Below are 22,808 nucleotides of genomic sequence, written 5' to 3'. Positions count from 1 at the left end.
CTAGTCGTCGTTGCTGGTGGCCAGCTTCTCCAGCGGCGCAAGGGCCTTGGAGATGTTGTCGATGTCCTCGGGGGTCAGCTTGGCCATCATCGCGATGAGCACCTGACGACGGGCCTCGAGGGCCTCACGGTGCTGCACCAGTCCGCGCGGCGTGACGTTCACCAGGACGGCGCGCAGATCGGAAGGGTCACGCGACCGCTTGACCAGTCCCAGCTTCTCCAACCGGCGGATCGCCACCGTGGTGGTGGGCGTGCGGACCCGTTCGTGCGCGGCCAACTCCGTCATCCGGATGGGGCCGCGGTCCAGCAGGGTCAGCAGGATGGACAGCTGCGCCAACGTCAGATCGGCACCGGCTTCGGCGTCCTTGGGGATCTCGACGCGTCGGCGCATCACGTTGAACAGCTTGGAGAGGACCTGTTGCAGGTCTCCTGCAAGGTCCGCCACCTGCGGCTCCGTCGACGACATAGTTCGATAGTCTAACGTGTATGCCGGATACTGGTCGGTATTAGACAACCTGCGCCAGAAATTGACGTAAACGTTGAGTTTCGGCGGATTCGAAGATGTGTTCGGGCGTTCCGGTCTCGATCACCCGGCCGCCATCCATGAACACCACGGAATCTGCCGCTGACCGGGCGAAACCCATCTCGTGGGTCACCACCACCATGGTCATGCCGTCCGCTCCGAGTTCGCTGATGAGCGCCAGGATGCCCTTGACCAGTTCGGGATCCAGCGCCGAGGTGGCCTCGTCGAAGAACATCACCTGGGGGCTCATGGCCAGGGCGCGGGCGATCGCGACACGTTGCTGTTGCCCGCCGGAAAGGGTTGCCGGGCGCACGTCGGCCTTGTGTTTGAGCCCCACGCGGTCCAGCAGTTGCAGCCCGAGTTCGCGGGCCGCAGCGCCGTCCAGGCCCTTCAGTTTCCGGGGCCCCAGCGTGACGTTCTCCAGCACCGTCCGGTGCGGGAACAGATTGAAATGCTGGAAGACCATCCCGATCCGCTGACGCAGCTGATCGGGGTTGTCCTTCAGCACCGACCGCCCGTCGAGCAGGATGTCGCCACGATCCGGCTCGTACAACCGGTTCAGGGTGCGCAGCAGCGTCGACTTGCCCGAGCCCGACGGCCCGATGACCGCTGTCGTGGTGCCGGCCGGGACGTCCAGGTCGACGCCGCGCAACACCGTGTTGGCATCGAACGACAGGTGAATATCGTTGGCGGCCAAGGAAACTGCCTGCGGCGTGGTCATATGATCTCCTGGGTCGCGATCTCGGCTGCGACGGGCTTGCCCTTGCTGAGTCGCCGGTCGATGTAGTTGACCAGATGGGTCAGCGGAACGGTCAGGGCCAGATAGAACAGCCCGGCGGCGACCAGGGGCGACAGGTTCCCCGTCTGCGCGTTGAGGTCGCGGCCGACCTGGAACAGCTCGCGTTGGCTGGCGATCAACCCGAGGAAGTACACCAGCGACGACGCCTTCAGCAGCGAGATGAACTGGTTCATCAGCGCCGGCAGCACCCGTCGTACGCCCTGCGGCACCACCACCAGGCGCATCGACGCCGGATAGCCGAAGCCCAGCGCGCGTGAGGCCTCGAGTTGGCCGGCGTCGACACTCTGGATACCGGAGCGCAGAATCTCACCGATGTAGGCGCCCGCCATCAGGCCCAGCGCGGCAATTCCCAAGGGGTACGGGTTGTTTCCCGTCAGCGAGCCGACGACCGGCCCGATACCCAACCCGATGACCAGGATGATCACCACTTCGGGCAGGCCGCGGAAGATGTCGGTGTACACCCGGGCCGGCCAGCGCAGCCAGCGTGACCGGGAGATACCGGCGATGGCCAGCGCCATGCCGATGATCAGACCGATGACGCTGGCGCTTACGGTCAGGATCAGCGTGTTCGGCAGGCCGGTCTTGAACAGGTCGGGGATGGCCTGCCGGTACAGATGCCAGTCCAGGAACGCGTCTTTCAGTTGGGACAGCGTCGATTTGGGTGCGGGACCGGCCGACGGGGCCGCCGACGCGTGCGACGCGGCGATGGCGTTGAAGTCGGGCAGCTGCGGCACGGGTGCGGCCTTGGATCCGGGCTTCCAGCCCGGCGGCAGCGCCCGGGGGACCCAGTCGGCATAGAGCCGCGCCCAGGTGCCGTCGGCGATCACCGCGTCCAGCCCGGCGTTGAGCGCGTCGATCAGCGGCTTGTTCTCCTTGGCGACCGCGTAGGCCACGAAGTTGTCCAGACTGAAGGTGTTTTCGACGATGCGTGCCGGATCGCCCGGTTGCACGGTGCCGGAGGCCTGCTGCGACGGCGCCACCCAGGCGTCGATCTGCCGGGTCTTGATGTTGGCGTACACCGTGGCGTAGTCCGGGAACTTCACCGGTTCCAGGTGCAGGGTGTCGACGACGTAGGCCTCCTGCACGGTGCCCTGCACGACGCCGATGCGCTGCCCCGCCTTCAGTGCACCGAATCCGTTGATGGCCGATCCGGTCGGCACGACGAGCGAAAAGTAGCCGAAGTCATAGCCGTTGGTGAACCCGACGGTGCGCCGCCGGGCGTCGGTGGTGGTGATCGATGACGACCCGACGTCGAAGCGCCGGGAGGCGACCTGGGCCAGCAGGCCCGCGAAATCGGTGCCGACGAAGTTGACGCGTAGGCCGATCTTCGCGGCGATCGCCCGCAGCAGCTCGTTGTCGAACCCGGTGAACTGGCCGCTGGAGTTGATACAGATGCTCGGCGGGGCGTCCGACAGCGTGCCGACAGTCAGCACACCCGGCGTGCCCAGCCCCAAGGACTCCGGGCGCACCGTCGAAAGTGGTTGGGTACCAGGTGTCGTGTACTTGTCGGTGCCGTCGCCTTTGGCGGCGGTGGACAGGTTGGTGGGCAGGGCGCTGGCGCTCTGCTCGCCGGGTGGCGCGCACTGATCCGTGGTGGCGCGGGCCGGTACGCCCACGCTCAGCGAGCCGACCAGGAGTGCCACCAGTATCGCTACCGTCGCACGCAGGAAAGAGGTCACGCAGGTCAACCTAGCCGGTACCCGGCCGAATGCCCCGGCTTCAGCTCGCCGGGAATTCATCCGGCCGGACAGTCACCGCTACTGGCTGTCGCGCCACCGGCACAGCTTCTCGGCGTCGCCCAGGTCGTAGTCGGGCCCGTTGACGCCCACCGTCAGCAACGAAACACCCAGCGCGGTAAGCGCTTCGGCGTTGGCGATGAGGCCGTCGCCGCTGTTGTCGACGCCGGCCGACCGGACGATGGTGCTCGGGTCGCGGCCGACGTCGGCGCAATGCCGGTCCAGGACGGCGGCCTTCTCCGGGTAGGTCGACGCCGTGGTGAAGCTGTGCCACATCTGCGCGTACTGCGCGACGAGCTTGAGCGTCTTGCGCTCGCCCTGCCCGCCGATCAGGATCGGGATGTCGCGCACGGGCTGAGGGTTCAGCTTGCCCAGCCGCGCGATGATGCGCGGCATGGCCGCCGCCAGGTCGTCGAGTCGGCTTCCGGCCGTGCCGAATTCGTAGCCGTACTCGTCGTAGTCCTTCTCTTTCCAGCCCGATCCGATGCCCAGGATCAGCCGTCCGTCGGAGATGTTGTCGACGGTCCGCGCCATGTCGGCCAGCAGTTCCGGGTTGCGGTACGAGTTACAGGTGACCAGCGCGCCGATCTCGATGCGCGACGTCTGCTCGGCCCAGGCGCCCAGCATGGTCCAGCATTCGTAGTGCGCGCCGTCGGGGTCGCCGTACAGCGGGAAGAAGTGGTCCCAGTTGAAGGCGACGTCGACGCCGAGGTCCTCGGCGCGGCGGACGGCGTCGCGCATCAGGCCGTAGGTGGGGGAGTGTTGGGGCTGCAGCTGAACCCCGATGCGAATGGGAAGGGTCATGCCCCCACGCTAACCGCCGAGCACGCCCCGCAGGATATCGACGAGCGCGGCGGGCTGGTCGCCCTGCACGGAATGCCCGGAATCCGGGACCACGTGGGTCCGCTGGAAACCTGGCGCACCGGCGGCGAAGGCGGCGGCATCGTCGTCGTGGACGAAGTACGACTTGGCACCGCGCACCAGCGTCGTCGGCATGGTGATCGACGGGACGTCGTCCCACAGCCCGACAAAGCCGTCGCCGACGCGGAGCGCGTCGTACCGCCAGGTCCAGGTGCCGTCATCGAGTTGCTTGGCGTTGTGAAAGACGCCGCGGCGCAACGAGTCCCGGCTGCGATGCGGCGACGCCGCCACTGTGACGTCGAGCATCGCGGCGAAACTGGGGAAGCTGCGGTCGCCCTTCACCAGTGCGACCGCGCCCAGCTGGGCCTGGGTCATCTGTTCGTGCCGCTCCGGTGCCGACGGGGTGACGTCCACCAGGACCAGCGAGGGCACCAGGACAGCGTCGGTCGCGGCGATGCGCAGCGCGGTCAGCCCACCCAACGACATCCCGACCACCAGCCGGGCCGACGGCGCGTGCGCGCGCAGCACCGGCCGCAGGGTTTCCGCGTTGAGCTTGGGCCCGTAGTCGCCGTCCTCACGCCAGGCCGACCGCCCGTGCCCGGGCAGGTCGATCGCCAGCGCCGGCACCCCGAGACCGAGGATCACGGAGTCCCAGGTGTGCGCGTTCTGCCCGCCGCCGTGCAGGAACACCACCTCTGGTTCCGAGGTGCCCCACTTCAGCAGGCTGATCGGCCCGTCGTCGATCCGGGACACCGCCGGCAGCGGACCGGTCGCGCCGATCTGCTCGGCGTTCTCGGGCAGCAGCGCGAACTCGTCGAGCACCAGCAGGTCGTCGTCGGAAATCTCGAGGGCCACGTTTCGGACACTACCCCCGGCGCCGGGGAGCGCTCAGCTGCCGACCGGGGCGGAGGTCCGGATCAGGTGATCGAACGCCGACAGTGCCGCTGTCGCACCGGCTCCCGCCGCGATGACGATCTGCTTGAACGGCACCGTCGTGCAGTCGCCGGCGGCGAACACGCCGGGGACCGACGTCTGGCCGCGTTCGTCGATGACGATCTCGCCGCGCTTGGACAGTTCGACGCTGCCTTCGAGCCACTCGGTGTTGGGCAGCAGGCCGATCTGGACGAAGACGCCCTGCAGCTCGAGGGTGTGCGCCTCGCCGGTGGTGCGGTCCTGGTAGGTCAGGCCGGTGACCTGGTCCCCGTCGCCGAGGACCTCGGTGGTCAGCGTGCTCAGCAGGATGTCGACGTTCGGCAGGCTGCGCAGCTTGCGCTGCAGCACCTCGTCGGCGCGCAGCACCGAGTCGAACTCGATGAGCGTCACGTGGGAGACGACGCCGGCGAGGTCGATCGCGGCCTCCACGCCGGAGTTGCCGCCGCCGACGACTGCGACACGCTTGCCCTTGAACAGCGGTCCGTCGCAGTGCGGGCAGTAGGTGACGCCCTTGTTGCGGTACTCGGCCTCACCCGGCACGTCCATCGCGCGCCAGCGGGCGCCGGTCGCGAGGATGACGGTGCGCGCGGTCAGCGAGGCGCCGCTCTCCAGCGCGATCTCGACGAGGCCGCCCTCGTCGAGCGCGGGCAGCAGCTTGGCGCCGCGCTGCGTCTTCATGACGTCGACGTCGTACTCACCGACATGGGCTTCCAGCGCCGCGGCGTACTTCGGTCCCTCGGTGTGCGGGACGGAGATGTAGTTCTCGATGGCCATGGTGTCGAGCACCTGACCGCCGAAGCGCTCGGCGACCACACCGGTGCGAATTCCCTTGCGGGCGGCGTAGATCGCGGCCGCGGCGCCGGCAGGACCGCCGCCGACCACCAGCACGTCGAAGGGGTCCTTCTCGGCGATGGCCTCGGCGGTGCGCTGCGCTGCGCCGGTGTCGACCTTGCCGATGATCTGCTCGAGCGTCATGCGGCCCGAGTCGAACACCTCACCGCCCAGGAAGACGGTGGGAACGGCGAGCACCTTGCGCTGTTCGACCTCGTCCTTGAACAGCGCACCGTCGATGGCGACGTGGCTGATGCGCGGGTTGAGGATCGCCATCAGGTTCAGGGCCTGCACCACGTCGGGGCAGTTCTGGCAGGACAGCGAGAAGTAGGTCTCGAAGTGCAGGTCGGCATCGAGGTTGCGCACCTGCTCGAGCAGCTCGGGGGCTTCCTTCGAGGGGTAGCCACCGACCTGCAGCAGCGCCAGGGCCAGCGAGGAGAACTCGTGGCCGAGGGGGATGCCGGCGAACCGCACCTCGACGTCGGTGCCGGTGCGGCGGATGGCGAACGACGGCCGGCGGGCGTCGTCGTCGGTGCGCGTGTAGGTGATCTTGTCCGACATCGCCGCGATCTCGGTGAGCAGTTCGGCGAGCTCGGCGGACTTGGGACCGTCATCGAGGGAGGACACCAGCTCGATCGGCACGGTCAGCCGCTCCAGCAGGGACTTCAATTGGCCGGCGAGTGAGGTGTCGAGCATGCGGATCAACTCCATCGAGGATAGGAATGGCTGGGCCGTTGCGGCCCGAAAGATGTTGGGGTGAAGCAGTTCTGGTGAGCGGTACGGGCCCGGGTGGACCAGGCCCGTACCGTCATCAGCAGTGCGGAACTAGATCTTGCCGACGAGTTCCAGCGACGGGGCCAGGGTCTCTTCGCCCTCTTCCCACTTGGCCGGGCAGACCTCGCCCGGGTGGTTGCGCACGTACTGGGCGGCCTTGACCTTGCGGACCAGTTCGGCGGCGTTGCGGCCGATGCCCTCGGCGGTGACCTCGGTGAACTGGACGACGCCGTCGGGGTCGACCAGGAACGTGCCGCGGTCGGCCAGGCCCTGGTCCTCACGCAGCACCTCGAAGTTGGTGCTGATCTGCAGGGTCGGGTCGCCGATCATGGCGTACTGGATCTTGCCGATGGTGTCGGACGAGTCGTGCCACGCCTTGTGGGTGAAGTGGGTGTCGGTGGACACCGAGAACACCTCGACACCGAGGCGCTGCAGCTCCTCGTAGTGGTCGGCGAGGTCGCCGAGCTCGGTCGGGCACACGAAGGTGAAGTCGGCCGGGTAGAAGAAGAAGATGGCCCACTTGCCCTTGATGTCGGCGTCCGACACGGGGATGAAGGTGCCGTTCTTGTATGCGGTCGCGGTGAACGGCTTGATCTGCTTGTTGATCAGGGCCACGAGAACCTCTCTTCGGGTTTATCGGATGTCTGTTACGAGTCCCCACACTAGTCGCTTTTTCTGGACTCGATCCAGTTTGAAGGCGAGTTGTGGTCAGTCTCACAAACCCGGGCCGGCGGTTCCGATGCCCCAAACGCCAAGTGGGCGACCAGGTTTCACCTGGCCGCCCACTCTGACGTCGATATTTACCCCTCGATGAAGGTTTCCAGCTGCTGGCGGGCGAGGTCGTCGGCGACCTGCACCGGCGGGCTCTTCATCAGGTAGGCCGAGGCCGGCAGGATCGGGCCACCGAGGCCGCGGTCCTTGGCGATCTTGGCGGCGCGCACGGCGTCGATGATGATGCCGGCCGAGTTGGGGGAGTCCCACACCTCGAGCTTGTACTCCAGGTTCAGCGGCACGTCACCGAAGGCGCGGCCCTCGAGGCGCACGTACGCCCACTTGCGGTCGTCGAGCCACGCGACGTAGTCCGACGGGCCGATGTGCACGTTCTTGTCGTAGACCTTGTCGGCCAGCGAGCCGGTCAGGTTCGAGGTGACGGCCTGCGTCTTCGAGACCTTCTTGGACTCCAGGCGCTCGCGCTCGAGCATGTTCTTGAAGTCCATGTTGCCGCCGACGTTCAGCTGGTAGGTGCGGTCCAGCGTGACGCCGCGGTCCTCGAACAGCTTGGCCATCACGCGGTGGGTGATGGTGGCGCCGACCTGGCTCTTGATGTCGTCACCGACGATCGGCACGCCGGCGTCCTCGAACTTCTTGGCCCACACCGGGTCCGAAGCGATGAACACGGGCAGGGCGTTGACGAACGCGACCTTGGCGTCGATGGCGCACTGGGCGTAGAACTTGTCGGCCTCTTCGGAACCGACGGGCAGGTAGGAGACCAGGACGTCGACCTTCGCGTCCTTGAGGGCCTTGACCACGTCGACGGGCTCGGCGTCGGAGACCTCGATGGTGTCGGCGTAGTACTTGCCGATGCCGTCCAGGGTCGGGCCGCGCTGCACGATGACGTCGGTCGGCGGCACGTCGGCGATCTTGATGGTGTTGTTCTCGGAGGCGCCGATGGCCTCGGAGAGGTCGAAGCCGACCTTCTTGGCGTCCACGTCGAACGCGGCGACGAACTTCACGTCGCGCACGTGGTACTGCCCGAACTTGACGTGCATCAGGCCCGGGACGGTCGAACTCTCGTCGGCGTCCTGGTAGTACTGCACGCCCTGGACGAGCGACGCCGCGCAGTTGCCTACGCCGACGATTGCGACGCGAACCTCGTTCGACTCAGACATGTGACGGTCTCCTTTTCCTACTCTTTCAGTGCATTCACCCGGGGGCGCGTGCGCTCAGGTTTGGTCGGCGTGGCCTTGTGACGGCGGCACCGTCGGTCCGGCAGTTGCCACGCGTTCGGCAGCAATCAGCTCGTTGAGCCATTTCACTTCGCGCTCACTGGACTCGAGCCCGAGCTGATGCAGCTGCCGGGTGTAGCGGTCGAGTGAACTGCTGGCCCGTGCGATCGCCTCGCGCAGACCTTCGCGACGTTCCTCGACCTGACGCCGCCGACCTTCCAGGATTCGCATCCTGGCCTCGGCGGGAGTCCGGTTGAAGAACGCCAAGTGCACACCGAATCCGTCATCGGTGTAGTTCTGGGGGCCGGTGTCGGCGACGAGTTCGGTGAACCGTTGCTTGCCGGCGTCGGTGAGTTGGTAGACGCGACGGGCGCGACGCACCTTCGTCGCACCGAGCGGTGCCGCGTCTTCGACGATCAGGCCGTCGGCCTGCATGCGACGCAGCGCCGGGTACAGCGAGCCGTACGAGAACGCCCGGAACGCGCCGAGCAGTCCGGTCAGCCGTTTGCGCAGCTCATAGCCGTGCATGGGGGACTCCAGCAGAAGCCCCAGGATGGCCAGCTCCAGCACAGTGTCACCTCCCGACATGAATTGACGGACTCGCATATTGAGCGCTAGGACGCTTCAACACCTCGCGCCATAGTATCGCGCCGATATATACGCGGCCAATCGACGCCGCATACGGAGATGAACGGCGCTGGATGCGGCCGTCAACACCGGCCGAACAGGGGGCGAATCAGCCGGGGTAGTTGATGCGCTTGGTATTGCCTTCGGGATCCATCTCGATGTAGCCGCTGTTGTTGAACTTCCCGGATACATAGATCGAGATCGCGACGGTGTCCGGCGGGGCGGTGGTGTCCTTGCTGGCCTTGAAGATCAGGTAGACGGTGTTGATCTCGTTACGCTTGATGCCCAGCGTCTCGGGCGCGCCGTGCAGGATTCCGGTGATCTTCTCGAAGTTGAACTTCCCGAGGTCGACGACGCGTTCGTCACTGCTCACCGTCGTGGTGTCGGGGTCGTCCCAGCCGCCGCGGTAGTCGTACCGCAGCACCCGGCGGGGTTCGCCCGGGTCGGGGCGCTCGAGGATCGCGTAGTCCGGGTAGATGGTCAGCTCGTAGCCGGTGGTATCGCCGAACTTCTTCTTCATCTGGGTGAACAGTCCGGTCAGCCCGCCGAGCGACTGCAGCTGGCGCGGCGGGGTGAGCACCACGGGAGCGACGCCGTCGGGCTTGGCACCCGGGTCTTCGGCGGCAGTCAGCGGGGACTGGCCGGGCGCGGCGTAGAAGCCCCAGCCGATGGCGATACCGACCACGAGCATCACCGCGGCGCCGGCGGCCAGGATGCCCCAGCCGGTCGACCGCACCGCGCGGCCCGCGCCGGTCTTCAACGGCGGCAGTTTGACCGACGAGTTCGCGGTCTGCAGATCGGTTACCAGCGAGCGCAGTTCGCCGAGCGTGACGGCCCGGGTCGCCGCCGCGACGCGCTGCCGGTGCTCCTCGGCGGACAGCTGGCCGTCGGCCAGTGCCGTGTCCAGGATCTGGCAGGTGTCGTTGCGGTCGCTGTCTTTCGCCCGGGTCGCTGCGGTGGCCACCGGGAAAGCGTAAAGGTCAGGTGGTGCGCGCGCGTGAGCCCGGCCACAAGCCGTTTACCGCTGCACCTATCGAGCCGGCTACAACCCGGCTACATGCGCGCCATCACGCGTCGGCGCTCAGGTGCCCGACGTACTCTGGTCAACGTGCGATTGCAGCGGCAGGTGGTCGACTATGCGCTCCGGCGCAGGTCGCTGCTGGCCGAGGTCTACTCGGGCCGTACCGGCGTCACCGAGGTGTGTGACGCCAACCCCTACCTGCTGCGCGCAGCAAAATTTCATGGTCGTACCAGTTCGGTGATGTGCCCGATCTGCCGGAAAGAACCGCTGACATTGGTGTCGTGGGTCTTCGGTGATCATCTCGGAGCGGTGTCGGGTTCGGCCCGCAGCACCGAAGAGCTCGTCCTGCTGGCGGCCAAATTCGACGAATTCGCGGTTCACGTGGTGGAGGTATGCCGCACTTGCAGTTGGAATCATTTGGTCAAGTCATATGTATTAGGGACGCCGAGTCCCCCGAAGGCGGCGAAGCCTCGTGGCACCCGCGCGGCGCGCTCGAAAGCGCGCACCGCCAGTGAGTGACGGAATGAGTGGGGCTGGGCGCCACAGCCGATCGGACAACGACGCGACCAGAGGACCGGGCGCCGGCGCTCCGCAAGGACGCCCCGGACCCGTGCCGCCGGACGACCGGCGCACCATGATCCTGCCGCCCGTCGGCAAGGCCGACGATGCGCGGCTGCGGGATCCGATCGACGCCGTGAAGGCAGCGCTCGACGGCACCAAGCGGCCGGGCCAGGCTCCGGTCGGCATGGGCGCGGGCATGAACCCGCCACCGAAGTCGCCGCCTCCGCCGCCCCCGCGGACCGGCGGCGGAAGTGGTGGTAACTCCGGCGGTCCGAAGTTGCCGCAGTTCAAGTGGAACTGGAAGGTGTTCCGCCGGCTCTGTTACGCGGGCGCCGTGGTGTTGTTGGTGCTGCCGATCGTCACGTTCGCGATGGCGTACCTCATCGTCGACATCCCCAAGCCGGGCGACATCCGGACCAACCAGGTGTCGACCATCCTGGCCAGCGACGGTAGCGAGCTCGCGAAGTTCGTGCCGCCGGAAGGCAACCGCGTCGATGTCAACATCGACCAGATCCCGGTGCACGTCCGCAACGCGGTGATGGCCGCCGAGGACCGGGACTTCTACACCAACCCGGGCTTCTCGTTCTCCGGCTTCGCGCGGGCGTTCAAGAACAACATCTTCGGTGGTGACCTGCAGGGCGGGTCGACCATCACGCAGCAGTACGTGAAGAACGCGTTGGTCGGTGACGCCCGCTCCGGCGTGGGCGGCTTGGTCCGTAAGGCCAAGGAGCTGGTGATCGCCACCAAGATGTCGCGGCAGTGGTCGAAAGACGAAGTGCTGCAGTCGTACCTGAACATCATCTATTTCGGCCGCGGCACCTATGGCATCGGCGCGGCGTCGAAGGCGTACTTCGGCAAACCGGTCGAGCAACTCGACGTGGCCGAGGGCGCACTGCTCGCGGCACTGATCCAGCGGCCGTCGACCCTGGACCCGGCCGTCGACCCGGAGGGCGCCGCCGAGCGCTGGAACTGGGTGCTCGACGGCATGGTGACCATGGGCGCGTTGTCGAAGGAGGACCGCGCCCAGCAGAAGTTCCCGGCCACGGTGCCGCCGGAGCAGGCGCGGCAGGCGAACCAGACCGAGGGACCCAACGGTCTCATCCAGCGGCAGGTGATGAAGGAGCTGCAGAGCATCTTCAACATCAACGAGCAGGCGCTGAACACCGAGGGGCTGCAGGTCACCACGACCATCGACCCGAAGGCGCAATCGGCGGCCGAGGACGCGGTATCGAAGTACCTGGACGGCCAGGCCGATGACATGCGCGCGGCGGTGGTGTCGGTCGACCCGCACACCGGTGGCATCAAGGCCTACTACGGCGGCTCCGACGCCAACGGCTTCGACTTCGCGCAGGCCGGTCTGCCGACAGGTTCGTCGTTCAAGGTCTTCGCGTTGGTGGCGGCCCTCGAGCAGGGCATCGGGCTGGGTTACCAGATCGACAGCTCGCCGGTGACGGTCAACGGCATCAACATCACCAACGTCGAGGGCGAGGGCTGCGGCACCTGCAGCATCGCCGAGGCGCTCAAGCGGTCGCTCAACACCAGCTATTACCGGTTGATGCTCAAGCTCAAGCACGGCGCGCAGGATGTCGCCGACGCCGCGCACAAGGCCGGTGTCGCCGACAGCTTCCCGGGCGTCGAGCACACGCTGTCCGAGGACGGCAAGGGCGGCCCGCCCAACAACGGCGTCGTGCTGGGTCAGTACCAGAGCCGTGCGCTGGACATGGCGTCCGCGTACGCGACGCTGGCGGCGTCCGGCGAGTACCACAAGCCGCACTTCGTGCAGAAGGTCGTCAACGGCGACGGGCAGGTGCTGTTCGACGCGACATCCCAGGACAACTCGGGCGAGCAGCGGATCCCGAAGGCCGTCGCCGACAACGTGACCTCGGCGATGCAGCCCATCGCCGGCTACTCGCGCGGGCATAACCTGGCCGGTGGGCGTCCGTCCGCGTCGAAGACGGGCACCGTGCAGCTCGGTGACACGGGCGCCAACCGCGACGCGTGGATGGTCGGCTACACGCCGTCGCTGTCCACCGCGGTGTGGGTCGGTACGACGGCCGGGACGCAGCCGCTGGTCAACAAGGGCGGCGGGCCGGTGTACGGCTCGGGCCTGCCGTCGGACATCTGGAAATCCACGATGGACGGTGCGCTGAAGGGCACCGACAACGAGTCGTTCCCGAAGCCGACGGCCATCGGCGGCTACGCGGGTGTGCCGCAGGCACCGGTGATCAAGCCGCCGGCGCCCGATGACCCGCAGGCGCCCATGCCGGGCGCGCCATCGGAGACCGTGGTCCAGCCGACGCTCGTCATCGCGCCGGGCATCACGATCCCGTTCGGGCCGCCGACCACGATGCAGGTTGCCCCGCACCAGGATGCGCCCCCGCCTCCGGCCGGTGGTGACCCGAACCAGCCTGGCCCCCCGCCGCCGCCGTGACGGTCGACGAACCAGACGAGTCCGGCGTCCCGACGGTCTCGCCGGCCCGCTTGGCCCGGGACCTGCGCAGCGCCGACGATCGCGACCTGCCCAGCCGGACCGACGTCATGGGTGCGGCGCTGTCCGGGGTCGTCGGCGGACCGGTGGGCCGGCACGCCATGATCGGCCGGGCGCCGTTCCTCACGCCGTTCCGGGTGATGCTGATCATCGCGCTGGTCTTCCTCGGGCTGGGCTACACCACCAAGGCGCCGTGCCTGGTGACGACCGGCACCGGGACCGCCGATCAGCGGGTTGCCAACTGGCAGAACCAACGCGCCTATTACGAGTTCTGCTACTCGGACACCGTGCCGCTGTACACGGCGGAGCTGCTGAACCTTGGCAAGTTCCCGTACAAGTCCAGCTGGATCGAGACCGACAGCACCCAGAAGCCGCGCGTCCAGTACGACGGCACCCGCGCGATCCGCTACATGGAGTATCCGGTGCTGACCGGCATGTACCAGTACGCGGCGATGTCGGTGGCCAAGACCTACACGGCACTGTCCAAGCTGGTCCGGATGCCGGTGGTCGCCGAGGTGATCATGTTCTTCAACATCTCGGCGTTCGGGCTCGCGCTGGCCTGGATGGCCACCGTCTGGGCAACCATGCGAATGTCCGGCCGGCGGCCGTGGGACGCCGCCGTGGTGGCCGGGTCGCCGATCCTGATCTTCCAGGCGTTCACCAACTTCGACGCGCTCGCGACGGCATGTGCGGCCGGCGCCATGCTCGCCTGGTCGCGCCGGAAACCGGTGGTGGCCGGTGTGCTCATCGGGGTCGGGGTGGCCCTGAAGCTGTATCCGCTGCTGTTGCTGATCCCGCTGGCGATGCTCGCGGTGCGGACCGGCAAGTGGCGGCCGGTGGCCAAGACGGCGATCACCGCGCTGGTCACGTGGATCGCGGTGAACCTGCCGATCATGGTGATGTTCCCGCGCGGGTGGTCGGAGTTCTTCCGGCTCAACACCCGCCGCGGCGACGACATGGACTCGCTCTACAACGTCGTGAAGTCGTTCACCGGCTGGGGCGGGTTCGACACCAATCTCGGGTTCTGGGAACCGCCGACGGTCCTCAACACCGTCACCGCGTTGCTGTTCGTCTTGTGTTGTGCGGCAATCGCTTACGTCGCGTGGACGGCGCCGCAGCGGCCGCGGCTGGCGCAGCTGGCATTCCTGGTCGTCGCGGCGTTCCTGCTGACCAACAAGGTGTGGAGCCCGCAGTACTCGCTGTGGCTGGTGCCGCTGGCCGCGCTGGCGCTGCCGCATCGCCGAATCCTGTTGGCGTGGATGACCATCGATGCGCTGATCTGGATTCCCCGAATGCTGTACCTGTACGGCGATCCCAAGCTCGGGCTGCCCGAGCAGTTCTTCACCACCACGGTGCTGCTGCGCGACATCGCGGTGATCGGCCTGTGCGCGTTGGTGATTCGTGCCATCTACCGGCCAGAGCTGGATCTGGTCCGCTGGGGTGGCCGCGTGGACGATCCGTCCGGCGGCGTGTTCGACGAGGCCGACGACGATCCGCCGCGCTGGTTGCCCGCCCGGCTCCGGCCCCGCCCGATCGCCGTCGCCGAACCCGATCCCGACCCGGAACCGGAGCTTGCGCCCACGGCATAAATGGGCTGCGTTCCGTCGCGCGTGGTGGCAGGGTCGAGGGCGTGACCGACCTGACGTTCTCCGATTCCGTTGTCATCGATACCGACCCCGAGACCCTCTACGCCCTGGTGTCCGATGTGACCAAGATGGGGCAGTGGAGCCCGCAGTGCAAAGAGTGCTGGTGGGAGGACGAGGACGGCGGCCCGGTGGCCGGCGCCTGGTTCAAGGGCCGCAACGAAACCGGTGACCGAACCTGGGAGACCCGCAGCCAGGTGGTCGTCGCCGAGCCCGGCCGCGAGTTCTTCTGGGAGGTCAACGGCGGTTGGGTGCGCTGGGGCTTCACGCTGGATCCCGCCGACGGTGGCACGCGACTGACGCAGTCGTGGGAGTTCCTGCCGGCCGGCATCGCGGGCTTCCACGAGCGCTGGTCCGACGACGCCGACGCGCAGATCGCGCTCCGGACGAAGTACGCGAAAGAAGGCATCCCGCTGACGCTGGCGGCGATCAAGAAGACGGCCGAGGCCTAGGTTTCGCGGCGTACGTCGCTCTCTCCCTTGGCAACTTCGATCTGGAGCCGTCAACTTGCCTTGACGGTCAATGAAAGTTGACGGCTCGGGATCGAACATGTCCAGAGGAGAGCTCTCTCGAACTCAGCCCTGGTACGACGGCGGGTACTGCGGAAAGTGCTGCGGCACAGCCCGACCCTGCTCCGCCCTGATCCACGCGGTGGTCGACGGCAGCAATGCCAGGACCATCGTGATGATCGGGAATGCCAGGCCCAGAAGGGCGCTGACGACACCTTCGGGCGAGTACCAGTCGTCCGACGTCACGGCGGTGGTGAAGACGGAGGTCATCAGGTTGCTCACGATGGCCACCGCGCAGCCACTGACCACGAGCCACCGGCCGAGCATCTTGCGCCGGAAGAGCAGCACTGCGCCGGCGATGAGCAACACGCTCAGCAGCGTGCCCAGCACGAGCGCGATGATCACCACGGCGACCAGTCCGATGGCCAGAACGCCGAAGATGCTGTCGAGGAATTCGACATCAGAGCGGTCGAAGTTGCTGCCGATCGATGCGATGACGATCAGGAAGAACAGCGAGACCGCGGTGATGCCGAGGCTGAGCAATCCGCCCAGCGCCGCCAGCACGCCGGCGGTGATCGCGGTGCCGCCCCTCGGCTGGGCTGGTGCCGCCGGCGGGACGGGGTAGGCGCCTGGCTGCGGGTACTGCGGATACGTCATGTTTTCCCTCTGGCGCCGGGCCCGTCCACTCAGCCCTGGTACGGCGGGTACGGCGGAAAGTACTGGGGTGCAATGGGGTTCTTCTTGGCAGCCAGCCACGTCGTGGTCGACGGCACCAGGGCCAGCGCGATGGTCGCGATAGCGAAGAAAATGCCCACGACGTCGCCGCCGATACCGCGGCTATAGGAATACTCGCCGAACGAATCGGGCGTCGACGTGATGTTGATCAGGGCGCTGAGAATGGAAATGCCGCTACCTGCGGCGATCAGCCAGCGGCCGACCTGCTTGCGCAGCAGCAGCGTCAGCGCTCCCGGCAACATCAGCGCCCCAGCGATGATGTTGAGCGTCACGATGGTTATCAGGCTTCCCCAGCCGACGTCGGCAGCCGAGTCGTGCATCATGGCGGACAGTCCGAGCGCCTGGGCGACCCCGCCGAAGAAGTGCGTCAACCCGCCGAGCAGTGCCAGCACACCCGCGGTGATTGCCGTGCCGCCGCCGGGCGCCGCGGCTGGCATGGGCGGAAACCCACCCGGATAGCCGCCCGGCTGTGGGTAGACCGGCTGGGCCGGATACCCCTGCGGATACCCCGGATGCTGGGGGTACCCGGGCTGCCCCGGAATCCCTTGGCCGTACGGCCCCTGCGGATACGTCATGCGTCCCCCTCGCTGACAAACGGTGAAGCCAGCCTATCGGCGGGTCGCGTATACCGGGGTCGCAGAAGGCTTTTGCATCGACTGTGAACTGACGCCGCGAAAGTTCGAGTAGCCGTGCGCGTGGATTCGCAGTCCACACCGGCCGCCCACCTCAGCGCTGATATGGCGGCGGGTATTGCGGAAAGTATTGCGGCGCAACGGGAGCGCGCTTCGCCTGAATCCATCGGGTGGTCGAGGGCAGGAAGGTCAACACGACGGTCGCCACTGAGAAGATCACGATCGGGACGGTGATCACCGCCCCTACAGTGCTATCCCCGTCCGCATTTGCGCCCAAGAAGGCTCCCAGCCCGAACGCGAAGATCGGCACGCATCCGACGCCGATGAGCCAGCGACTGGCCGGCTTGCGCGACAGCAGCATGAAGCCGCCGACCAGGATGAGCAGACCGCCGATGACCGAGATCCCAAGGAACAGGTGGCCGACGTGTGCCGGAGAGCGGGTTGCGAAGGGGCCCGGTTCTTTCGTGAGGGACTCCACCAAAGCCATGGCACCGAGGCAGCCATGCAGCAGTCCGCCCATGATCGCCAGCACGCCCGCGATGACCCCACCGACCCCGCCGGTCGACGCGGGCGGCACGGGTGCGGGCGGAAAACCGCTCGGAGAGGCACCCGGAAAACCGCCCGCCTGCGGGTATCCCTGCTGGTAGCCGGGCTGGGACGGGTAGCCCTGTGGATACCCCGGCTGCTGCGGGTAACCGGGCTGCCCCGGGAAACCCTGGCCGTAAGGCCCCTGCGGATACGTCATGCGTCCCCCTCGCCGACAATGATCTTGGACCCAGCCTAGCGATCTTGACGGCCCCGTCAGGTCGGCTCTTCTGGGCGCCGATTTCGCAGCTCAGGGGCTCTTCGGGTAGCCTAACCCGGTTGCCGACGCAGGCGACCCTCCTGCCACGGAACACGCCGTGGCCGATACGACCATAGGAGGTGATGGGTTCCACATGCGTCCATACGAAATCATGGTCATTCTCGACCCCACACTTGACGAGCGCACCGTAGCTCCGTCGCTGGAGACGTTCCTGAACGTCGTCCGCAAAGACGGGGGCAGCGTCGAAAAGGTGGACATCTGGGGCCGTCGCCGGCTGGCTTACGAGATCGCCAAGCACGGTGAAGGCATCTACGCGGTTGTCGACCTGAAGGCCGAACCGGCCACGGTCAACGAGCTCGACCGTCAGCTGAACCTGAACGAGTCGGTGTTGCGTACCAAGGTCCTGCGGACCGACAAGCACTAGAAGCACCGAAGCTCTGCGGATTTGTCGCGGGCCTTGCGTAGGCTCGCGCCTAATTCACCCAATCCGTCCCAGGAGGATCTCGTGGCTGGTGACACCACCATCACCGTTATCGGAAACCTGACCGCTGACCCGGAGCTGCGTTTCACGCCGTCCGGTGCTGCTGTTGCGAACTTCACCGTGGCCTCGACGCCGCGGATGTTCGACCGGCAGAGCAATGAGTGGAAGGACGGGGAGGCGCTGTTCCTCCGCTGCAACATCTGGCGCGAGGCGGCCGAGAACGTCGCCGAGAGCCTGACCCGGGGGTCGCGTGTCATCGTGACCGGCCGGCTGAAGCAGCGCTCGTTCGAGACCCGCGAGGGTGAGAAGCGCACCGTGATGGAGGTCGAGGTCGACGAGATCGGCCCGTCCCTGCGGTACGCGACGGCGAAGGTGAACAAGGCCAACCGCAGTGGCGGAGGCGGTGGCGGCTTCGGCGGAGGCGGCGGGGGTTCCCGTCAGTCCGCTGGTGGCGGCGCTCCGGCCGACGACCCGTGGGGCAGCGCCCCGGCTTCGGGTTCGTTCGGCGGCGCCGACGACGAGCCGCCCTTCTGATCCACGTAATTGGCTGGGCAACCAGCTAGACCCAGAAAGAGAAAGACATGGCCAAGGCCACCAAGCGGCGTCCGGCGCCGGAAAAGCCGGTCAAGACCCGCAAGTGCGTGTTCTGCTCCAAGAAGGCGCAGACCATCGATTACAAGGACACCGGACTGCTCCGGACCTACATCAGCGAGCGCGGCAAGATCCGTGCCCGTCGCGTCACCGGTAACTGCGTGCAGCACCAGCGCGACATCGCCATCGCCGTGAAGAACGCCCGCGAGGTTGCGTTGCTCCCGTTCAGCTCGTCGACTCGATAGGGAGGACTGAGAAACATGAAGCTCATTCTGACCACTGAGGTCGACCACCTGGGTTCGGCCGGCGACACCGTCGAGGTTCGCGACGGCTACGGCCGTAACTACCTGCTGCCCCGCGGCCTGGCCATCGTGGCCAGCCGTGGTGCCGAGCGTCAGGCCAACGAGATCCGTCGCGCGCGTGACGCCAAGACGGTTCGCGACCTGGACCACGCCAACGAGCTGAAGCAGGCGATCGAGGCCCTCGGCCCCGTGTCGCTGGCCGTCAAGGCCGGTGCCGACAGCGGCAAGCTGTTCGGTTCGGTGACCGCGGGCGACGTCGTCGCCGCGATCAAGAAGGCCGGTGGCCCGAACCTCGACAAGCGCACCGTCGAGCTGCCCAAGGCGCACATCAAGTCGGTCGGCACCCACAAGATCGCGGTGCGTCTGCACCCGTCGGTCAACGTGCCGGTGTCGCTGGCTGTCGTCGCCGGATAGGCACGCGGTAGCTCAAACAGCAGAACGCCCGGGTGGAGTCAATCTTTGACTTCGCCCGGGCGTTTTCTGTTGACAACCGGCGAATTTTTTAGGCCAATCTGCAAACAGTGATCTACGCCGGCTGTTAACCTGCGCGGCCCCTTTCTGCCACGCGCACGCAACACAACACGCCCGAGATGGCTACCCGGCACGACACGCCGCACCAATTCCCATACACAGGCTCATAGGGGATATATAGGCCCTTGACCAGCAAGGTTGGGAATTTACCCGCGGGTATTCCACAAGTTCTCCCCAACCCGTCAACATCGTTGTCCACGTCTTTCCACATTTCATCCCCAGGGTTATCAACAGGGGTGGTTTCGGGACGCTCCAGCAACGCCTAACGTGATGCGTCGCGCGGCAGGTGAGCGGGCTTGCGAGCCCGGTCTGTCGGCGGGGTGAAGTACGGTCACAAGTAGCTCGTTCGAACATTCGTTTCATATCGATTTTCGGGAGGGGGAGCGCTTCGTGGCTGTCGCTGACGACCTGGGTCGTTCCGACATGGATGAGCCGCCCAGCGAGGATTTCGGCCGTCAACCGCCGCAGGACATGGCTGCCGAGCAGTCGGTGCTGGGTGGCATGTTGCTGTCCAAGGACGCCGTCGCCGACGTCCTGGAGCGCCTGCGTCCCGGAGACTTCTACCGCCCGGCGCACCAGAACATCTACGACGCGATCCTCGACCTGTACGGCCGTGGGGAGCCCGCTGACGCCGTCACCGTGGCCGCGGAACTCGACCGCCGGGGTCTGCTCAAGCGCATCGGCGGCGCGCCGTATCTGCACACTCTGATCTCCACCGTGCCCACCGCCGCCAACGCCGGCTTCTACGCCGGCATCGTCGCCGAGAAGGCCACGCTGCGCCGCCTCGTCGAGGCCGGCACGCGCGTCGTGCAGTACGGCTACGCGGGCACCGAGGGCGCCGATGTGGCCGATCTCGTGGATCGCGCCCAGGCCGAGATCTACGACGTCACCCAGACCCGCAGCAGCGAGGATTTCACCGTCCTGGAGGAGCTGCTGCAGCCCACCATGGACGAGATCGACGCCATCGCGTCGCAGGGCGGTATCTCGCGTGGCATCCCGACCGGCTTCACCGAACTCGACGAGATCACCAACGGTCTGCACCCCGGCCAGATGATCATCGTGGCCGCGCGCCCCGGTGTCGGTAAGGCGCTGGCGCTCGACACCCCACTGCCCACGCCGGGCGGCTGGACCACGATGGGTGACGTCTCGGTCGGCGACGAGCTGATCGACGCCAACGGCCGGGCCACCCGTGTCATCGCCGCGACTCCGGTGCTGGAGGAGCGGCCCTGCTACGAGATCGACCTGTCGGACGGCACCACGATCGTGGCCGATGCGTCGCACCAGTGGCCGACGGGCCGCGGCATCGTCACCACCGCGACTCTGCGGCCGGGAGCGGACCGGCTCGAGCCGGCACTGACCGCCGGCGGGTTGGCCGTGCTCACCCGCCCCGTGACGATCACCGATGTGCGCCGGGTGGATTCGGTGCCGGTGCGCTGTGTCGAGGTCGACAACCCGGCCCACCTGTACCTGGCCGGCCGCTCGATGGTGCCCACGCACAACTCGACGATCGGGCTGGACTTCATGCGGTCCTGCTCCATCAAGCACCAGCAGGCCAGCGTCATCTTCTCGCTGGAAATGAGCAAGACCGAGATCGTCATGCGACTGCTCTCGGCCGAAGCGAAGATCAAGCTCGGTGACATGCGCTCGGGCCGCATGAGCGACGACGACTGGACCAAGCTGGCCCGCCGCATGAGCGAGATCTCCGAGGCGCCGCTCTACATCGACGACTCACCGAACCTGACCATGATGGAGATCCGGGCCAAGGCCCGCCGTCTGCACCAGAAGGCCAACCTGCGGCTCATCGTCGTGGACTACATGCAGCTGATGACCTCGGGCAAGAAGTTCGAGTCCCGGCAGCAGGAAGTCTCGGAGTTCTCGCGGTCGCTGAAGCTGATGGCCAAGGAACTCGAGGTCCCCGTGGTCGCTATTTCTCAGCTCAACCGTGGTCCCGAACAGCGCACCGACAAGCGCCCGCAGGTGTCGGACCTTCGTGAGTCCGGCTGCCTGACGGCCTCGACGCGCATCCTGCGCGCCGACACCGGCGCCGAGGTCACCTTCGGTGAGCTGATGGCGACCGGGGAGCGGCCGCTGGTGTGGTCGCTCGATGACCGCAAGCGCATGGTCGCCCGGCCCATGACCAATGTGTTCTACAGCGGGCACAAGGAAGTCTTCGTGCTGCGCCTGGCTTCCGGGCGTCAGGTCGAGGCCACCGCCAACCACCCGTTCATGACGCTCGACGGCTGGGTTTCCTTGGGCGACTTGGCTGTCGGCGATCGTCTTGCCGTGCCGCGGCGGGTGCCCGAGCCCGTGCACACCGAGCGCATGGACGAGTCCGAGGTCATCATGCTCGCGCACATGATCGGTGACGGCTCGTGCGTGAAGCGCCAGCCGGTCCGCTACGCGTCGATCGATGAGGAAAACCTGGCCGCGGTGTCCGTCGCTGCGTGGCACTTCGGTGTGACGCCGATTCGCGACGAATACGCTGTGGCTCGCGTGACAACGCTTCGACTGCCCGCGCCATACCGGCTTACGCACGGCAAGCGGAACCCAATTGCGGCGTGGCTGGACAAGCTGGGGCTCTTCGGGAAGCGCAGTTACGAAAAGTTCGTTCCCAAAGAGGTTTTCGCGCTGCCCAACGATCAGGTCGCGCTGTTCCTGCGGCACCTGTGGGCGACGGATGGCTCGGTGCGCTGGGACGCGAAGGTCGGAATTGGTCGCATTTACTACGCGACGACAAGCAGGCAGCTGGCGGATGATGTCGTGCAGTTGCTGTTGCGCGTGGGGGTACTTGGGCGGATCGCACGGGTCAAGAAAGCTGGCTATCGCGACTGCTGGCACGTCTACGTCGACCGCGCCGACAACCAGATCGCATTCGTGACGAAGATCGGGGTGCACGGCGCCCGTGGGGATAAGGCTCGTGAAGTTTTTCTCGAGTTGAAGAAGCGGACTGGGCGGCCGGGAAGTGACACCCTTCCGCCCGCGGTGTGGGATGTCGTGCGATCAAAGATGGCTGCGAAGGGCTGGACGAATCGCGATCTCAAGCTCGCGACGAATGTCGTTGCGTGCGAAGATCGTTGGAAGACTTCGCCTGGTCGGGACAAAGTTCACCGCATCGCAGCAGCTTTGGATGATCGTGAGCTGCACGACCTCGCCACGAACGATGTGTTCTGGGACGAGATCGTCGAGATCACGAGCATTGGCAAGCATGATGTCTACGACGGCACCGTGACAGGGACGCATAATTTTGTAGCTAACTGCATAACTATGCATAATAGTCTCGAGCAGGACGCCGACATGGTCATGCTCCTGCACCGCCCGGACTCCATCGACCGCGATGACCCGCGCGGCGGTGAAGCCGACATCATCCTGGGTAAGCACCGTAACGGCCCGACCGCGAATATCACTGTGGCACACCAGCTTCACTTCTCGCGGTTTACGAATATGGCGCGGTAAGGGTCACGCACTGTAGGTTCTCACGGA

General features: G+C 66.7%; 22 protein-coding genes. 9 read left to right on the top strand and 13 right to left on the bottom strand.

Features of this window, described 5'->3' with window-relative positions; genetic code table 11:
* From ACJEIK_RS29280 to ACJEIK_RS29235, 10 genes are all read right to left on the bottom strand, one after another.
* Nucleotides 1-465, bottom strand: a complete 465-nt coding sequence (locus tag ACJEIK_RS29280; protein ID WP_061006194.1) for a MarR family winged helix-turn-helix transcriptional regulator — start codon at nucleotides 463-465, stop codon at nucleotides 1-3.
* Nucleotides 466-505: 40 nt separating this feature from the next.
* Nucleotides 506-1,243: an amino acid ABC transporter ATP-binding protein gene (locus ACJEIK_RS29275; protein WP_406801757.1), complete on the bottom strand. Its 738-nt coding sequence runs from the start codon at nucleotides 1,241-1,243 to the stop codon at nucleotides 506-508.
* Nucleotides 1,240-3,000, bottom strand: a complete 1,761-nt coding sequence (locus ACJEIK_RS29270) for an ABC transporter substrate-binding protein/permease (RefSeq protein ID WP_406801756.1) — start codon at nucleotides 2,998-3,000, stop codon at nucleotides 1,240-1,242. The genes ACJEIK_RS29275 and ACJEIK_RS29270 overlap by 4 nt, the downstream gene beginning before the upstream one ends.
* A 78-nt stretch (nucleotides 3,001-3,078) precedes the next feature.
* Entirely contained in the window at nucleotides 3,079-3,861 is a 783-nt protein-coding gene (locus ACJEIK_RS29265) for an LLM class F420-dependent oxidoreductase (RefSeq protein WP_406774435.1), read from the bottom strand.
* 9 nt (nucleotides 3,862-3,870) lie between these two features.
* Nucleotides 3,871-4,773, bottom strand: a complete 903-nt coding sequence (locus ACJEIK_RS29260; RefSeq protein ID WP_409430805.1) for an alpha/beta fold hydrolase — start codon at nucleotides 4,771-4,773, stop codon at nucleotides 3,871-3,873.
* Nucleotides 4,774-4,806: 33 nt separating this feature from the next.
* Nucleotides 4,807-6,378 (bottom strand): alkyl hydroperoxide reductase subunit F, encoded by a 1,572-nt coding sequence (gene ahpF, locus ACJEIK_RS29255; RefSeq protein ID WP_409430804.1) that lies wholly within the window; start codon nucleotides 6,376-6,378, stop codon nucleotides 4,807-4,809.
* Nucleotides 6,379-6,507: 129 nt separating this feature from the next.
* Nucleotides 6,508-7,071 (bottom strand): alkyl hydroperoxide reductase subunit C, encoded by a 564-nt coding sequence (ahpC, locus tag ACJEIK_RS29250; protein ID WP_061006190.1) that lies wholly within the window; start codon nucleotides 7,069-7,071, stop codon nucleotides 6,508-6,510.
* A 185-nt stretch (nucleotides 7,072-7,256) separates the two neighbouring features.
* A complete protein-coding gene (locus ACJEIK_RS29245; RefSeq protein WP_061006189.1) occupies nucleotides 7,257-8,345 on the bottom strand; it encodes an inositol-3-phosphate synthase in 1,089 nt (362 codons plus the stop codon).
* A gap of 54 nt (nucleotides 8,346-8,399) precedes the next feature.
* Complete coding sequence (locus ACJEIK_RS29240; RefSeq protein WP_064857478.1) at nucleotides 8,400-8,972, bottom strand: PadR family transcriptional regulator; 573 nt, start codon at nucleotides 8,970-8,972, stop codon at nucleotides 8,400-8,402.
* Between the two features lie 166 nt (nucleotides 8,973-9,138).
* Nucleotides 9,139-9,993 (bottom strand): DUF1707 domain-containing protein, encoded by an 855-nt coding sequence (locus tag ACJEIK_RS29235; RefSeq protein ID WP_082934498.1) that lies wholly within the window; start codon nucleotides 9,991-9,993, stop codon nucleotides 9,139-9,141.
* Between the two features lie 144 nt (nucleotides 9,994-10,137).
* Between ACJEIK_RS29235 and ACJEIK_RS29230 the strand changes: the two genes are divergently transcribed.
* The 4 genes from ACJEIK_RS29230 to ACJEIK_RS29215 are packed head-to-tail and all read left to right on the top strand — an operon-like array spanning nucleotide 10,138 to nucleotide 15,194.
* Nucleotides 10,138-10,569 carry a DUF5318 domain-containing protein gene (locus tag ACJEIK_RS29230; protein WP_020099850.1) on the top strand — a complete coding sequence of 144 codons (432 nt, stop codon included), beginning with the start codon at nucleotides 10,138-10,140 and terminating at the stop codon, nucleotides 10,567-10,569.
* A 4-nt stretch (nucleotides 10,570-10,573) separates the two neighbouring features.
* Nucleotides 10,574-13,042: a transglycosylase domain-containing protein gene (locus ACJEIK_RS29225; RefSeq protein ID WP_409430803.1), complete on the top strand. Its 2,469-nt coding sequence runs from the start codon at nucleotides 10,574-10,576 to the stop codon at nucleotides 13,040-13,042.
* On the top strand, nucleotides 13,039-14,688 hold the full coding sequence (locus tag ACJEIK_RS29220) for a glycosyltransferase family 87 protein (protein WP_409430802.1): 1,650 nt from the start codon (nucleotides 13,039-13,041) through the stop codon (nucleotides 14,686-14,688). The genes ACJEIK_RS29225 and ACJEIK_RS29220 overlap by 4 nt, the downstream gene beginning before the upstream one ends.
* Nucleotides 14,689-14,729: 41 nt before the next feature.
* Complete coding sequence (locus ACJEIK_RS29215) at nucleotides 14,730-15,194, top strand: SRPBCC family protein (RefSeq protein ID WP_409430801.1); 465 nt, start codon at nucleotides 14,730-14,732, stop codon at nucleotides 15,192-15,194.
* Between the two features lie 123 nt (nucleotides 15,195-15,317).
* Here ACJEIK_RS29215 and ACJEIK_RS29210 read toward each other — a convergent pair whose 3' ends face one another.
* The 3 genes from ACJEIK_RS29210 to ACJEIK_RS29200 all read right to left on the bottom strand — a co-directional run bounded on the left by ACJEIK_RS29210 (nucleotide 15,318) and on the right by ACJEIK_RS29200 (nucleotide 17,363).
* Nucleotides 15,318-15,908 carry a hypothetical protein gene (locus tag ACJEIK_RS29210; RefSeq protein WP_064857461.1) on the bottom strand — a complete coding sequence of 197 codons (591 nt, stop codon included), beginning with the start codon at nucleotides 15,906-15,908 and terminating at the stop codon, nucleotides 15,318-15,320.
* A gap of 29 nt (nucleotides 15,909-15,937) precedes the next feature.
* Entirely contained in the window at nucleotides 15,938-16,561 is a 624-nt protein-coding gene (locus ACJEIK_RS29205; RefSeq protein WP_082934499.1) for a hypothetical protein, read from the bottom strand.
* A gap of 151 nt (nucleotides 16,562-16,712) precedes the next feature.
* The gene (locus ACJEIK_RS29200; RefSeq protein ID WP_205848915.1) at nucleotides 16,713-17,363 is read right to left on the bottom strand and encodes a hypothetical protein; all 651 of its coding nucleotides are present in this window, start codon (nucleotides 17,361-17,363) and stop codon (nucleotides 16,713-16,715) included.
* A 193-nt stretch (nucleotides 17,364-17,556) separates the two neighbouring features.
* Here ACJEIK_RS29200 and rpsF point away from each other — a divergent pair, with 193 nt between their 5' ends.
* The 5 genes from rpsF to ACJEIK_RS29175 all read left to right on the top strand — a co-directional run bounded on the left by rpsF (nucleotide 17,557) and on the right by ACJEIK_RS29175 (nucleotide 22,781).
* Nucleotides 17,557-17,847, top strand: a complete 291-nt coding sequence (gene rpsF / locus ACJEIK_RS29195; protein ID WP_020099843.1) for a 30S ribosomal protein S6 — start codon at nucleotides 17,557-17,559, stop codon at nucleotides 17,845-17,847.
* 81 nt (nucleotides 17,848-17,928) lie between these two features.
* Nucleotides 17,929-18,438 carry a single-stranded DNA-binding protein gene (locus ACJEIK_RS29190; protein ID WP_064857464.1) on the top strand — a complete coding sequence of 170 codons (510 nt, stop codon included), beginning with the start codon at nucleotides 17,929-17,931 and terminating at the stop codon, nucleotides 18,436-18,438.
* Between the two features lie 47 nt (nucleotides 18,439-18,485).
* On the top strand, nucleotides 18,486-18,740 hold the full coding sequence (gene rpsR, locus ACJEIK_RS29185; protein ID WP_020099841.1) for a 30S ribosomal protein S18: 255 nt from the start codon (nucleotides 18,486-18,488) through the stop codon (nucleotides 18,738-18,740).
* A 15-nt stretch (nucleotides 18,741-18,755) separates the two neighbouring features.
* The gene (rplI, locus tag ACJEIK_RS29180) at nucleotides 18,756-19,211 is read left to right on the top strand and encodes a 50S ribosomal protein L9 (RefSeq protein ID WP_061003395.1); all 456 of its coding nucleotides are present in this window, start codon (nucleotides 18,756-18,758) and stop codon (nucleotides 19,209-19,211) included.
* 507 nt (nucleotides 19,212-19,718) lie between these two features.
* On the top strand, nucleotides 19,719-22,781 hold the full coding sequence (locus ACJEIK_RS29175; protein WP_409430800.1) for a replicative DNA helicase: 3,063 nt from the start codon (nucleotides 19,719-19,721) through the stop codon (nucleotides 22,779-22,781).
* Nucleotides 22,782-22,808: the final 27 nt, after the last annotated feature.

Source organism: Mycobacterium sp. SMC-16 (assembly GCF_046250085.1).
Taxonomy (GTDB): domain Bacteria; phylum Actinomycetota; class Actinomycetes; order Mycobacteriales; family Mycobacteriaceae; genus Mycobacterium; species Mycobacterium phocaicum.
The sequence above is the reverse complement of the archived record's forward strand: the minus strand, read 5'-3'. Positions and strand labels throughout refer to the sequence as shown.

Excerpts from the sequence above, each read along its gene's own strand:
- ACJEIK_RS29280 (WP_061006194.1), bottom strand. The coding sequence starts at position 465 with ATGTCGTCGACGGAGCCGCAGGTGGCGGACCTTGCAGGAGACCTGCAA.
- ACJEIK_RS29275 (WP_406801757.1), bottom strand. The coding sequence starts at position 1,243 with ATGACCACGCCGCAGGCAGTTTCCTTGGCCGCCAACGATATTCACCTG.
- ACJEIK_RS29265 (WP_406774435.1), bottom strand. The coding sequence starts at position 3,861 with ATGACCCTTCCCATTCGCATCGGGGTTCAGCTGCAGCCCCAACACTCC.
- ahpF (WP_409430804.1), bottom strand. The coding sequence starts at position 6,378 with ATGCTCGACACCTCACTCGCCGGCCAATTGAAGTCCCTGCTGGAGCGG.
- ACJEIK_RS29245 (WP_061006189.1), bottom strand. The coding sequence starts at position 8,345 with ATGTCTGAGTCGAACGAGGTTCGCGTCGCAATCGTCGGCGTAGGCAAC.
- ACJEIK_RS29225 (WP_409430803.1), top strand. The coding sequence starts at position 10,574 with ATGAGTGGGGCTGGGCGCCACAGCCGATCGGACAACGACGCGACCAGA.
- ACJEIK_RS29210 (WP_064857461.1), bottom strand. The coding sequence starts at position 15,908 with ATGACGTATCCGCAGTACCCGCAGCCAGGCGCCTACCCCGTCCCGCCG.
- ACJEIK_RS29205 (WP_082934499.1), bottom strand. The coding sequence starts at position 16,561 with ATGACGTATCCGCAGGGGCCGTACGGCCAAGGGATTCCGGGGCAGCCC.
- ACJEIK_RS29200 (WP_205848915.1), bottom strand. The coding sequence starts at position 17,363 with ATGACGTATCCGCAGGGGCCTTACGGCCAGGGTTTCCCGGGGCAGCCC.
- rpsF (WP_020099843.1), top strand. The coding sequence starts at position 17,557 with ATGCGTCCATACGAAATCATGGTCATTCTCGACCCCACACTTGACGAG.
- rpsR (WP_020099841.1), top strand. The coding sequence starts at position 18,486 with ATGGCCAAGGCCACCAAGCGGCGTCCGGCGCCGGAAAAGCCGGTCAAG.
- rplI (WP_061003395.1), top strand. The coding sequence starts at position 18,756 with ATGAAGCTCATTCTGACCACTGAGGTCGACCACCTGGGTTCGGCCGGC.